The sequence below is a fragment of the Flavobacterium sp. 90 genome (assembly GCF_004339525.1).
Lineage (GTDB): Bacteria > Bacteroidota > Bacteroidia > Flavobacteriales > Flavobacteriaceae > Flavobacterium.
The window spans coordinates 2,315,414-2,328,181 of record NZ_SMGE01000001.1; the positions used below are offsets into that span (position 1 = coordinate 2,315,414).

At 33.3% G+C, this 12,768-nt stretch carries 12 protein-coding genes; 8 read left to right on the forward strand and 4 right to left on the reverse strand.

Translation table 11 applies throughout. From position 1 onward, the window contains the following. Positions 1-30 precede the first annotated feature (30 nt). The 5 genes from C8C83_RS09320 (at position 31) to C8C83_RS09340 (ending at position 5,847) form a co-directional block, all read left to right on the forward strand. Positions 31-1,008 (forward strand): type IX secretion system membrane protein PorP/SprF, encoded by a 978-nt coding sequence (locus C8C83_RS09320; protein WP_233566039.1) that lies wholly within the window; start codon positions 31-33, stop codon positions 1,006-1,008. 167 nt (positions 1,009-1,175) lie between these two features. Next, positions 1,176-2,363: a phosphoglycerate kinase gene (locus C8C83_RS09325; protein ID WP_121328059.1), complete on the forward strand. Its 1,188-nt coding sequence runs from the start codon at positions 1,176-1,178 to the stop codon at positions 2,361-2,363. A gap of 110 nt (positions 2,364-2,473) precedes the next feature. After that, positions 2,474-4,315: a lytic transglycosylase domain-containing protein gene (locus C8C83_RS09330; RefSeq protein WP_121328061.1), complete on the forward strand. Its 1,842-nt coding sequence runs from the start codon at positions 2,474-2,476 to the stop codon at positions 4,313-4,315. Between the two features lie 46 nt (positions 4,316-4,361). Next, positions 4,362-5,330 carry a DUF4837 family protein gene (locus C8C83_RS09335; RefSeq protein WP_121328063.1) on the forward strand — a complete coding sequence of 323 codons (969 nt, stop codon included), beginning with the start codon at positions 4,362-4,364 and terminating at the stop codon, positions 5,328-5,330. 70 nt (positions 5,331-5,400) lie between these two features. Next, complete coding sequence (locus C8C83_RS09340) at positions 5,401-5,847, forward strand: GNAT family N-acetyltransferase (RefSeq protein ID WP_121328065.1); 447 nt, start codon at positions 5,401-5,403, stop codon at positions 5,845-5,847. 221 nt (positions 5,848-6,068) lie between these two features. Here the strand turns inward: C8C83_RS09340 and C8C83_RS09345 are convergent, their stop codons facing one another. The 4 genes from C8C83_RS09345 to rnpA form a co-directional block, all read right to left on the reverse strand. Next, complete coding sequence (locus C8C83_RS09345) at positions 6,069-6,872, reverse strand: OmpA family protein (protein WP_121328067.1); 804 nt, start codon at positions 6,870-6,872, stop codon at positions 6,069-6,071. A gap of 7 nt (positions 6,873-6,879) precedes the next feature. Further along, positions 6,880-8,517, reverse strand: coding sequence for a S41 family peptidase (locus C8C83_RS09350; RefSeq protein WP_132011736.1), 1,638 nt, complete (start codon positions 8,515-8,517; stop codon positions 6,880-6,882). Positions 8,518-8,519: 2 nt separating this feature from the next. Continuing rightward, on the reverse strand, positions 8,520-9,323 hold the full coding sequence (locus C8C83_RS09355) for a DUF4349 domain-containing protein (protein WP_121328069.1): 804 nt from the start codon (positions 9,321-9,323) through the stop codon (positions 8,520-8,522). A gap of 81 nt (positions 9,324-9,404) precedes the next feature. After that, positions 9,405-9,809, reverse strand: coding sequence for a ribonuclease P protein component (gene rnpA, locus C8C83_RS09360; RefSeq protein WP_121328071.1), 405 nt, complete (start codon positions 9,807-9,809; stop codon positions 9,405-9,407). A gap of 125 nt (positions 9,810-9,934) precedes the next feature. On the opposite strand from rnpA, the gene C8C83_RS09365 reads away from it, so the two are divergent. From C8C83_RS09365 to C8C83_RS09375, 3 genes are all read left to right on the forward strand, one after another. Beyond that, positions 9,935-10,675 carry a lysophospholipid acyltransferase family protein gene (locus C8C83_RS09365; protein ID WP_121328073.1) on the forward strand — a complete coding sequence of 247 codons (741 nt, stop codon included), beginning with the start codon at positions 9,935-9,937 and terminating at the stop codon, positions 10,673-10,675. Positions 10,676-10,726: 51 nt separating this feature from the next. Beyond that, the gene (locus tag C8C83_RS09370) at positions 10,727-11,719 is read left to right on the forward strand and encodes an acyl-ACP desaturase (protein WP_121328075.1); all 993 of its coding nucleotides are present in this window, start codon (positions 10,727-10,729) and stop codon (positions 11,717-11,719) included. Between the two features lie 255 nt (positions 11,720-11,974). Beyond that, positions 11,975-12,628: an HD domain-containing protein gene (locus C8C83_RS09375; RefSeq protein ID WP_121328078.1), complete on the forward strand. Its 654-nt coding sequence runs from the start codon at positions 11,975-11,977 to the stop codon at positions 12,626-12,628. Positions 12,629-12,768 lie beyond the last annotated feature (140 nt).

Consider the following 12,768-nt stretch of genomic DNA (forward strand, 5'->3'; position numbering starts at 1 on the left):
CCTATGATGTTATCTAAAAAAATTATTACAATGAAAAAATTAATTTTATCCTTAGTACTCATGGCTGTAACAACAAGTTACAGCCAAGAGTTAAACCTACCAGTGTTTACTCAGTATTTAGCTGATAACCCTTTTGTGCTTTCTCCCGCCTACGCAGGTATTGGTGATAATCTTAGAATTAGAGCCAATGGATTAACCCAATGGGTTGGAATTAAGGATGCGCCTGAGAATCAATCGCTATATGTCGATTTTAGAGTTCTGGATCGTTCAGGAGTTGGTATCTCGCTGTATAATGATAAAAACGGATATACCAGACAAACCGGTGCTAAAGTCTCTTTTGCTCATCATATTATTCTGGATTACTATTCAAAGCAATATTTGTCTTTTGGACTTTCGTATAACTTTAATACTTTCAAAATTGATACAGATGAGTTCAATACAGATCCGTACGAACATCCTGTAATCGATCCATCAGTTACAGATAATCGTTATAATGCAAACAATAACTTTGACATTAGTGCTTTGTATCGTAATAAAGACTTCTTTGTAAGTTTTAATGCAAACAACGTTCTAAAGAAAAACACCAATAAGTACAGAGGAGTTGAGCCTAATTTGCTTTCCAACTATCAGGTTTATTCAGGTTTTACTTTTAGAGATAAAGAAAACAGTCGTATTGAATATGAACCATCAGTGTATTTTCAATACTTTGCAAGTGATAAACGATCTTCAACCGATTTAAACTTTAAGTACAGACGTTACAATCGTTATGAAGACTATTATTGGATAGGAGTTTCATATCGTTTCCTTAACGATCAATTCCCAAAACCATTATCAGTTGGACCAATGGCAGGATTCATGAAATCTAAATTCTATTTTGGATATTCATACCAGGTAATGTTCAATGATCTTGGAGCTTACAATACCGGTACACACGTAATAACTATCGGATTTGATTTCCTACAATCGATCAGTAATTGTCCTTGTACACAAGGTCCGGTTCATGATTAATTAGATCTGTAAGCATTTTTAGCAATTTTAAGACTTAATTTGTTTATTTTGATAAATTACAACGTTTTCGTTGTTAAAGGTGTATTATTTTTAGATTTTTCAAATTTATTACTACTTTAAAAGTTCTATATTTGTTTTTCTATCAGAAAAATTAAAAAATTATCAAAATGAAAACTTTAAACGATTTCGATTTTAAAAATAAGAAAGCAATTATCCGTGTTGATTTTAATGTGCCACTGGATGAGAATTTTAATGTAACAGATGCAACGCGTATCGAAGCTGCAAAGCCAACAATTGATGCAATTTTAGCTCAAGGCGGAAGTGTAATTTTAATGTCGCATTTAGGAAGACCAAAAGGTGCTGAAGAAAAATATTCATTAAAGCATATTTTAAAAACAGCTTCTGAAATTTTAGGAGTTCAGGTTAAGTTTGCTGAAAACTGTATTGGAGAAGTAGCTCAAACCGCTGCTAAAAATTTACAACCGGGAGAAGTTTTATTATTAGAAAATTTACGTTTTCATGCAGAAGAGGAAGCTGGAGATGTTGCTTTTGCAAAAGAATTAGCGTCACTTGGAGATATCTACGTAAACGATGCTTTTGGAACAGCACACAGAGCACACGCTTCGACTACAATTATTGCGCAATTTTTTCCAAACGATAAAACATTCGGAACATTATTGGCAAAAGAAATCGAAAGTTTAAATAAAGTTCTTAAAAACAGTGAAAAACCAGTAACAGCAGTTTTAGGAGGATCAAAAGTTTCTTCAAAAATTACAGTTATCGAGAACATACTTGACAAAGTAGATCATATGATCATTGGTGGCGGAATGACTTTTACATTTGTTAAAGCGCTTGGTGGTAAAATTGGAGAGTCTATCTGTGAAGATGACAAACAAGAATTAGCACTTGAAATTTTAAGACTTGCTAAAGAAAAAGGAGTACAAATTCACATTCCGGTTGACGTAATTGCTGCAGATGATTTCTCAAATACGGCAAATACACAAGTAGTTGACGTAAGAGAAATTCCTGACGGATGGCAAGGTCTTGACGCAGGTCCAAAATCTTTAGAGAACTTCAAGAAAGTAATTTTAGAATCAAAAACTATTTTATGGAATGGTCCATTAGGAGTTTTTGAAATGGAAACTTTCTCAAAAGGAACAATTGCATTAGGTGATTATATCGCAGAAGCTACTCAAAATGGAGCATTTTCACTAGTTGGTGGAGGAGATTCAGTTGCAGCAGTAAAACAATTTGGTTTCGAAGACAAAATGAGCTACGTTTCCACTGGTGGCGGGGCGATGCTAGAAATGTTAGAAGGAAGAATTTTACCTGGAATCGCTGCGATTTTAGACTAAAATATCACAATTAACATTTTTTTGCGTATTTTTCATCGTTAATCTGTTTAAGTTTGCAAAAGTAAGGCTTCTGTAATTATTTGAATTATAGGATTTTAAAAAAATGTTATATGATTGTAAAAAAATTATCAATAGTGGTTTCGGCTTTTTTTTCAATGTCGATGTTTGCGCAGGAAGTTTCAACAACATCAACAGTAGAAATTAAACCAGAAGTAAAGTTATCTTATCTGGATTCCGTTAAAAGCACTTTCAAAAAAGACGATATGGCTACTCGCGTAGACAGTCTTTGGATGAAAGAATTAACAAGTTTAGACATTTATGACGATCTGACAAAAGACATTCAAACCATCAACACAGACGTTACTGTCGATGAAGAATTGCCAACAGAGTTGCTAAAACAACGGCTTACGGCAATGAATGAGAAATCACCTTTTGAGATTGAATACAATCAAGGATTAGAAAATATAATAAAGTCATTTCTTAAGAATCGTAAAAAATCGTTTTCTCGATTAATGGCTTTATCAGAATATTATTTCCCAATTTTTGAGGAAGCTTTTGCCAAACAAAATGTTCCTTTAGAAATTAAATATTTAGCCGTTGTAGAATCTGCTTTAAACCCTAAAGCAGTTTCTAAAATGGGCGCCACGGGACTTTGGCAATTCATGTACGGAACCGGAAAACAATACGCACTTAAAATAGATTCCTATATTGACGAACGTAGCGATCCACTTAAAGCTACAGCTGCAGCATCAGAATATATGACCAAAATGTTTAATGTTTTTGGTGACTGGGAGCTGGTTTTAGCATCTTATAATTCAGGACCGGGAAATGTTACTAAAGCAATTCGTCGTTCAGGCGGAAAAACAAGCTACTGGGACATTCGCAATTATCTTCCAAAAGAAACACAAGGTTATGTTCCAGCTTTTTTAGCAACAATGTATCTTTTTGAATACCATAAAGAACATGGCATAAACCCGGAAAGAGCAGTCGTTAAAAACTTTGAAACTGACACAATCAATATCAAAAGAGAAATGACATTCAAGCAAATCGCAGATTTGTTAGACATGCCACAATCTCAAATACAACTTTTAAATCCTTCTTATAAATTAAATGTTGTGCCTTATTATCAGGGAGAACCGCATTTCTTACGTTTACCTAAAGATAAAATTGCCACATTCGTTTCAAATGAAGACAAGATTTATAACTACGTTGCATATCAATCAACAAGAAAGACCTTACCAGCACAATTAGCATTAAAAGTAGCTCCAAAAGCAAGACCTTTTGCAAAAGAGAAACCAGAATTGGCTAAAGATATTCAGTTTTATAAAATCAGAAAAGGGGACAATTTAAGCACCATTGCTGAAAAGTATAATGTAAATGTTACCGATTTAAAAAAGTGGAACAATCTTAAATCAAATGCAGTTGCGTTAGGAAAAACATTAAAAATTAAATCAGACGTTGATCCAATTGCTAAAAATACTGAAGACATAAAATCAAATCCTGTAGTTGAAAAAAATGTTGAAACAGCAGTGGCATCTACTGATGTTAATGAAAAATCAAGTACAGTAAATCAGGAATATGTTGTTGTTGCCGGAGATAATTTAGGAAGCATTGCCAAAAAATTTGGTACGACTGTTGCAGACTTAAAAGATCTGAACAATCTAACATCAAACAACGTTGGATTAGGAAAAACATTAGTTATCTCTAAAATTGTTACTATAACCGAAGGAAACAATGTTTCAACGGCTGTCGTAGTAAATAATATTGATCCGTTTAAGAAAAAAGCAGTTTCTGCAAAAAGCTTAGGAGAAGATTATTACGTTAAAAAAGGAGATTCGTTATATAGTATTTCTAAAAAGTATCCTGGAATAACAATTTCAGATATTAAAAAATGGAATAATATTAAAGATGGAGATATTAAACCCGGAATGAAGCTTAAAATAAACGGATAATAAAAAATCTTATTTAAATTTGGGTTTTATTTCATAAATTAATAAAATGAATAAAACCCATTTTTTTTTGTTGCTATTACCATTCGTGCTGATTTCGTGTTTTAAAAACGAAAGACAATCCCAGCCAGTATCCGGTAAAACAAATACAATTTCCATAATCATAGACGATCAGTTATGGTATGGAGAAGTGGGCGATACCATTAGAAATAAATTTGCCTCGCCGGTTTGGGGACTTACCCAGGAAGAACCGCTATTTACAATCAATCAATATCCTGCCAAATTACTCGAAGGCTTCGTTACAGACAGCCGAAGCATTATTGTAGTAAAAAAAGCCGCCGCAGACAAATTCGAAATCATTCGAAGTAAAGCTTTACCTCACAATACATTTCGCATTTACGGAAAATCAATAGATGATATTATTTGCAGTATAGAAATGAATTCGGCGCAAATAATAAAGATTATTCGGGATTCTGAAATTCAGAAGATCCAGGACGATAACAGCAAATCATTATTGCATCCCGCCATTATCAAAAACAAATTTCATATCGATATACAGATTCCAACAGGATATGAATACATGTTGCACAAAAAGAACTTTATCTGGCTTAAAAAAGATATTATAAGCGGCAACACGAGTTTACTTATTTATCAGATTCCACTTCATGATTTCAAGACAGGTTCAAACGTTGTTGGAAGCATTGTCAAAATGCGGGATTCAGTAGGTTATTATATCAAAGGCCGCGAACCCAATACTCGTATGATCACTGGAGAAGCGTATGCGCCTTATTTTTCAACAACAGAATTAGATGGTAAAAAAGCCTATGAAACCAAAGGAAGTTGGGAATTAAAGAATGATTTTATGGCTGGTCCATTTATAAATTATGCAATTGTCGACAAAACTTACAATAGAATTTTGGTCATAGAAGGATTTTGTTATTCACCATCAAACGAAGAACGAGATTTGATGTTAGATCTCGAAGCGATTATAAAATCCGTAAAAATTGATAAAAGGTAGTTTGTCAATTTTTCATAATTTGGCTTTTTTAAATTAATTTAGGGACTTTAAATGTCAACAATAGATTACAATGGAATTAAAATGGAAAATAAAGCCGTTTGAAGCACTAACGGTTCATGAGTTATATGATTTGCTTAAACTAAGAAGTGAGATCTTTGTATTGGAGCAAAATTGCGTTTATTTAGATCTTGACGGCAAAGACAAGAAAGCATTGCACCTGATAGGAGAATATGATGGTAAAATAGTTGCGTATTCGCGTTTATTTGATGCCGGAATTAGTTTTGATAATAGTTCAATTGGTCGAGTAGTAGTTGATGCCAATTACCGTGATAAAAAATGGGGACACGATTTAATGCGTGAAGCTATTGCCGGAATAAAAACACATTTCGATAAAGAGAAAATAACAATCGGAGCACAATTATATTTGAAGAAATTCTACGAAAGCCACGGTTTTGTTCAATCAAGCGAAATGTATCTTGAAGATGATATTGAGCATATTGAAATGGTAAAACAATAATATCTAATTTTATTATTGTTTTGAAAATTAAAAAAACCTAACAGGTTTCTAAAACCTGTTAGGTTTGATCTTTGTGCGATTCTTCAAGCTCTAATTTAATGTTACGATGTTGCGATAAATAAAATTAAGCACTATTGTTTTTTAAGATAACACATTTTAAAATAGCCGTTTACTAGTTATGGTTAGAGTGAAACTTTAAGTAATTTTTTGCGGAAAAGGATCTAAACTTTTGTAATCACAAACTCAACACGACGATCAAGAGCATCTCCTTTTTTAAGCGGATATTTATTGCCGCAGCCTAAATAAGTCATTCGGCTTTTGGAAACTTTCTTAGAAATCAGATAATAGAAAACGGTTTTGGCGCGATTCCAGGAAAGTCTTCTTTCCTTAGTATCTCTGTCAATTGCGTCGCTGTATATTTCCGGAGTACAGCAAACATGTCCTCTGATTTCAAATTGATAACTTCTTTTCTCAAGTAGTTTTTCGGCAATTTTATCTAATTCTTTTTTAGAATTATTGGTGAGTTTTGCACTTCCAAGATCAAACAAAATGTTTTCAAAATAGATTTTGTCGCCAACCTTTAAATCATTTCTTAAAGAGTTATAAATCCCTTTTCCAAAACTGTTTCGTTTTACAACGATCAAATCCACACGACGGTTTTTGGATCTTGTTTCATGAAGATTTTCGATAGTATCAGGGCGCACAACAACACGTCCTTTTCCTTCCAGAATAACAATTCTACTTTGGTTAAAACCTTTTGAAATCAATAATTCCTGAATTGTATTTACACGATTGTTTGATAAACGAAAATTATATTCGTCGTTACCACGATCATCGCAATAGCCATATATCTGTATCGACTCCACTTTTGAGGTGTCAATAGTTTTAATAAAATTAGTTACAACTTCGGTTTGCTGATCCGTAAGATCATACTTGTCGAAATCAAAATAGATAGTTTCGATAGGTTTTTGCTGCGCCGATAAATTGTAAATAATAAACAGAAATAGGGCTCTACAAATCTTCATTATTTTTTTACATTTTTAAAATCGTCTTATACTCAGTTTGATTATTTAAAACGCTCACTGCTTTCTTAATTTCTGAATTGTTTTTAATGTAATATTGATATAAACCTTCCTGATATTGGTATCTTTTTATAAGCTCTTCCTGAATCAGGTTTCTAATTTCTTTTTGATTTTTGTCTAGCAAAGTCGTTTCGCTTTTTTCAAGAGCGTTTAACAATTGCTGATATTCCGGAGCAATTGTTTCGTCTATCTTTTCAGTTTTGGCTGCAGCCAAAGTATTCTTCAACGCAACCTCAGTTTCTGTATCAAAAGTAATTTTGTTCGTTTTAAGATATTGCTTGAAGCTAGTATAATCAGCATCTGTAACCGCTGGAATCTTATCTCCTAAATTTGGATTTTTGTAGTAATAAGAAGTTGCGTAGTCAAAAATACCGTCGTTTTTAAGCAAAGCAGTTGTAATTGGACTCATTTTAGTTTCATCCAATTCAATATCCGGTAAAACTCCGCCGCCATCATAAACCGTTCTTCCTTTTCTGGTTTTAAAAGCATTGAAATTTTTAGCATCAGTTTTTTGAGCTACACCATTTTTGTCTTTATGAGCATAATCCAAAGCCTGAATACAACGTCCCGAAGGCGTGTAATAACGTGAAATTGTTACTTTTAGCTGAGTTCCGTAAGTCAAATCAACAGAACGCTGAACAAGACCTTTACCAAAACTACGGCTTCCTAAAATCACGGCGCGATCTAAATCCTGCAAAGCTCCGGAAACAATTTCTGACGCAGATGCACTTCGCCCATTCACCAAAATAGCCAACGGAATTTCAGTATCTACAGGTTCTTTAGTCGTTTTATAAGTATTATTATGTTTTTCGATTCGTGATTTTGTAGTTACAATAACCTCATTTTTCGGAACAAATAAATTACAGATATCAATCGCTTCGTTTAGCAAACCACCCGGATTTCCTCTTAAATCAAGTACGATTTGAGTTGCTCCATCAGCTTTTAGTTTTTCAAGAGCATCTTTTACTTCATTTGATGCCTTTCGGCTAAAGTGTGCCAGAACGATATAACCCGTTTTTTCGTCTATTTTTCCATAGAAAGGAACAGATTTAATATCAACTTCGTCCAGAACCAATTCTGTGGTCATAGTTTTACCCTGACGAATGTATTTTATGCTGATTTTTGTGTTTTTTGTTCCCTTCAATAATTGAGAAGCGTCATCTTTAAAATCGGCAATCAAAACATCACCAATCTGAATAATTTCGTCACCCGCTTTAAGTCCGGCTTTGTCAGCAGGATAATTTTTATAAGGTTCTCGAACAATTAAACGATCTTTCTTTCTGGCGATCATAGCACCAATTCCGGTGTATTCGCCCGTATTGTTGATCTTGAAGTTTACAACATCTTGCTCATTAAAGTAAACCGTATAAGGATCTAAACTTCCTAACATACTTTTAATCGCTTTGTCCATCAAATCACCCGGATTTGTTTCATCGACATAATTGGTGTTTACTGCTTTGAATAATGTCGTGAAAATCTCAATTTGTTTGGCGATCTCAAAGAAGTCATCTTTGAAACTGGTTCCAACAAATAAAAATCCAGCTGCAACGGTTGGAATAATGAACTTCTTTTTGAAATAAGGATACATGATTATATTTTTTTTCTTTTAAATCTTTTTCTAATAAAATAGGCAAGCACGCAAAATAAGATAATAAACGGCCAAACACTAATAAGCGACAGTAAAAAATCTGATAAACTAAAAAATCCGGATTGAATTGAGTTCCAAATTTTTGATCCATAAGATATTTTTACGCCTTCTTTTTGAGCAATGGTTTTATAGAATTCAATTGTAACGGTACTTTCAGAAACTCTGCTTTCTAAATATTTAAGCTGACCTTCTTTTGCTTCAATTTCTTCTCTAATCTCCGAAATCTGTTTTTCAATTTCCAGAATCTCGCTGACTTTAGAAGCTTTTTGTAATATTTCGATATAACGTGCTTCGAGTTTGCGTTTTGTCTGTAATCTTGATGTTAAGTCAATATATTGCTCGGTTACATTTTGAGACGAAATGTTCTTTTCATCAAAATAAGAAACGCCTTTGGATATCGATTCCAGAAAAACATCAAAATTCTGACTAGGAATTCTTATCGTTAATCTTCTGGTGATTGTACCATAATCTTTTTCCTGAGAATCATTTTGAATACTTGCTTTATTAGCGGCAATGGCAGTTTTAATTTGATTGTAAGTTTCCTCTAAATCGTTAGTTTCAAATTTAAGAAAAGCTTCTTTGATTATTTTTTGAGGAATTACAATGTTTTTATCTTCATCTGGTTGGCTTGGTGATGAAAGTTTTACAGCAGAAATTGACATGTCTGCAACAGCAGCACTTTCGGTTCTTTTTTCACAACTTATGAAAGTAAGAGCAGCTAGAAATATAAAGAAAAATTGTCGCATAAATATTTCAAATTAAGTCTAAAACTACAATTTTTTTGTAATTTTTCGTATAATTTGATAAATAAAGTTGCTTTTGGGAATTTATGACTCTGTTTTATTTTCAGAATCAGGAGTTTTATTCACCTGAGATAAGAATTTCTCAAACAACTGAATTGTTTTGGTATTGATTTCTTCGTACGATAATCTGTCTTTGGTTTGATAGAAAAACATTAACGAATAAGATTCCTGAATGTTGTCCAAAAGTAAATGTTTATTTAAACGATAGGTTTCTCTCAAAACACGTTTGAAATAATTGCGATCGACAGCTTTTTTGAAGTACTTTTTAGAAACAGAAACGCCAATTTTGATTTTTTCTTGCTGATTAACTTCCGCTTGACGGTAAACCAGACGCAAAGGATATTTAGATACCGATTTTCCTTCAGAAAACAGTAAACCAATTGTCGTCTTGCTCTTTAGGCGTTCATTTTTAGGGTAAGTGAAGTTCATTTAATTCAGAAAAAATTTGCAATTTCAAGGGCAAAGGTACAATTAAACAAGAAAATCGGTTATTGTTTTCAATTTTTATACCGCTAAAAATTTATTTATTACTTTTGGCCTTTAATTTTCAAAGCATGCAAAAAATAATTTCGTATCCCATATCCGTAATTTACTATTTGTTTTTTAGTTCGGTTTTATTGGTATTTCATCCAATACAATGGTTTTGCCTAAATGTTTTTGGATATCAGGCTCATAAAAAAAGCGTCGATTATTTAAATTTTTGCCTTCTAAGATGTACAAATCTGGTAGGAACAACGTATAAAATTGAAAACAGAGAGTCAATTCCAACTGGAGTTCCTTTGATTTTTGTTTCAAATCATCAAAGCATGTACGATATTATAACAATGATTTGGTACTTTAGACGTTTTCATTGTAAATTTGTAAGTAAGAAGGAGTTAGGAAAAGGAATTCCAAGTGTATCGTACAATTTACGCCACGGAGGTTCTGTACTAATTGACCGAAAAGACCCTAAACAAGCGATTCCTGTAATCAAAGGCTTGTCTGAATATATCGAAAAAAACACAAGATCTGCTGTTATTTTTCCTGAAGGCACAAGAAGTAAAACAGGAAAACCTAAAGAATTTGCTCAAAGTGGTTTAAAAATCCTATGCAAATATGCACCTTCGGCATATATTGTACCTGTGAGTATTAATAATTCGTGGAAAATGGTAAAGTATGGCCTTTTCCCGGTAAGCTTAGGAAATCATCTTACCTTTACCGTTCATGAAGCAATGGCGGTAAAAGATTATGATTTTGCCGAGTTAATGAGATTGACTGAAAAGGCAGTTGTAGAAGGAGTAAACGAGTATAAATAGATTTTTGATTCAGAAATAATCTGAAATGAAAATCCCAATCTTAAATAAGTAATGTCTATAAAAAACATTAGATTAGAAGTAATGCAGTTTTTGGAAAAAAACGTGGATAGCTTCGTAGAACAGTATTTAATTCCAGTGGAAAAAATTTGGCAGCCGTCAGACTTTTTGCCTAATTCTGAAGGAGATAACTTCTTTGAGGAGGTAAAAGAGTTGCGTGAAATTGCCAAAGAATTACCATACGATTTCTGGGTAACGCTTGTTGGTGATACAATCACTGAGGAAGCTTTGCCAACATACGAATCGTGGTTGATGGATGTAGAAGGAATAGATCAAATCGAAAATGGTGGAAATGGCTGGTCTAAGTGGATCAGACAATGGACCGGAGAAGAAAATCGTCACGGAGATTTGCTTAATAAATACTTGTATTTGTCAGGTCGTGTGAACATGCGTGAAATCGAAATGACGACACAGCACTTAATCAACGACGGATTTGATATTGGAACCGGAACTGACCCATACAAAAACTTTGTATACACTAGTTTCCAGGAATTAGCAACTTATGTTTCGCACAATAGAGTAGCGCAAATCGCAAAGAAATTTGGCGATAATAAACTATCTAAAATGTGTAAAATGATTGCTGGTGACGAAATGCGTCATCACCACGCTTACAGCGAATTTGTTACACGTATTTTTGCAGTTGATCCAAGCGAAATGATGTTGGCTTTTCAATACATGATGAAACAAAAAATCGTTATGCCGGCGCATTTCCTAAGAGAATCTGGTCAAAAGATAAGTTCTGCTTTCGAACAATTTTCTGATTCTGCCCAACGTATTGGTGTTTACACAGCAAATGATTACGTTGATATCATGCAAAAGTTAATCGATAAATGGGAAATTGACAAGGTTTCTAACTTAACAGATGAAGCTGAAAAAGCACGTGATTATTTAATGAAATTACCGGCTCGTATGGCGAGAATCTCAGAAAGATTAGTAATTCCGCAAGAAGGACATATCTTTAAATGGGTTGAACCTGCAAGATTGTAAATAATTTTAGATTGCAGTCCCGAAGCTTCGGGATAGATTTTAGATTGTTTTGAAACTAAATTTCAGATTTAAAATTGATTTTTGCAATTGTCATTGAAATTTAAAACATATTGTTGATTGTTGAAGCTTTAAAACTTTGACAATCAACATTTTTATTTAAAAGAAATTTTACAAAGAACAAATTAGAATATAATCTGTGTAAACCCGTTTAATCCGTTAGATCCGTGTGCCATTTCTCAATTCAAAAACACAACTATGAATAATACTGAATTAATAAACAAAACAATTGCCTTCGTAAAAGAAAAACTAAACGATGCCGAAGGCGGACACGATTGGTTTCATATCGAAAGAGTTTATAAAAACGCGCTTTTAATAGCAAAAGGAACTGAATGTGATTTGGTTGTTGTGCAATTAGGTGCTTTACTTCATGATATTGCCGACAGTAAATTTCATAACGGAGATGAAACTATCGGACCAAAAACAGCACGTTTGTTTCTGGAATCTGAAAGTGTTTCAGAAGATATTATTAAGCATGTTGTAAATATCATCGAAAACATCTCGTATAAAGGCGGAAATTTCGAAAAGAAGTTTTCTTCTGTAGAATTAGATATCGTTCAGGATGCGGATCGGTTAGACGCAATAGGAGCAATTGGAGTAGCAAGAGCGTTCAATTACGGTGGATTTAAAAATCGTACCTTACATGATCCTGAAATTGCGCCAATAACCAATATGACAAAAGAAGAATATAAAAAGAATAATGCGCCAACGATAAATCATTTTTACGAAAAGCTTTTGCTCTTAAAAGATAAAATGAACACAGAAACCGGTAAACAAATCGCTGCCGAAAGACATCGCTTCATGGAAACGTTTCTTGCTCAATTCTATGCAGAGTGGGAAGGAGTGAAGTAGTTTTTTAGTTTTCTTTTAACTTTAAATAGATTATTACTTTATCCCGTAGGGATTTTATGTCGGTACTAATATATTAAGTGTTATGATCATTTGTCGCGTTAGGGACAAGACAAATCTAAAGGAAAGGTATAGTCCCTAAC

What these genes read in the sequence shown, in the direction of transcription:
- C8C83_RS09320 (WP_233566039.1), top strand. Translation starts at nt 31, where the DNA reads ATGAAAAAATTAATTTTATCCTTAGTACTCATGGCTGTAACAACAAGT.
- C8C83_RS09325 (WP_121328059.1), top strand. Translation starts at nt 1,176, where the DNA reads ATGAAAACTTTAAACGATTTCGATTTTAAAAATAAGAAAGCAATTATC.
- C8C83_RS09330 (WP_121328061.1), top strand. Translation starts at nt 2,474, where the DNA reads ATGATTGTAAAAAAATTATCAATAGTGGTTTCGGCTTTTTTTTCAATG.
- C8C83_RS09335 (WP_121328063.1), top strand. Translation starts at nt 4,362, where the DNA reads ATGAATAAAACCCATTTTTTTTTGTTGCTATTACCATTCGTGCTGATT.
- C8C83_RS09340 (WP_121328065.1), top strand. Translation starts at nt 5,401, where the DNA reads ATGGAATTAAAATGGAAAATAAAGCCGTTTGAAGCACTAACGGTTCAT.
- C8C83_RS09345 (WP_121328067.1), bottom strand. Translation starts at nt 6,872, where the DNA reads ATGAAGATTTGTAGAGCCCTATTTCTGTTTATTATTTACAATTTATCG.
- C8C83_RS09350 (WP_132011736.1), bottom strand. Translation starts at nt 8,517, where the DNA reads ATGTATCCTTATTTCAAAAAGAAGTTCATTATTCCAACCGTTGCAGCT.
- C8C83_RS09355 (WP_121328069.1), bottom strand. Translation starts at nt 9,323, where the DNA reads ATGCGACAATTTTTCTTTATATTTCTAGCTGCTCTTACTTTCATAAGT.
- rnpA (WP_121328071.1), bottom strand. Translation starts at nt 9,809, where the DNA reads ATGAACTTCACTTACCCTAAAAATGAACGCCTAAAGAGCAAGACGACA.
- C8C83_RS09365 (WP_121328073.1), top strand. Translation starts at nt 9,935, where the DNA reads ATGCAAAAAATAATTTCGTATCCCATATCCGTAATTTACTATTTGTTT.
- C8C83_RS09370 (WP_121328075.1), top strand. Translation starts at nt 10,727, where the DNA reads ATGTCTATAAAAAACATTAGATTAGAAGTAATGCAGTTTTTGGAAAAA.
- C8C83_RS09375 (WP_121328078.1), top strand. Translation starts at nt 11,975, where the DNA reads ATGAATAATACTGAATTAATAAACAAAACAATTGCCTTCGTAAAAGAA.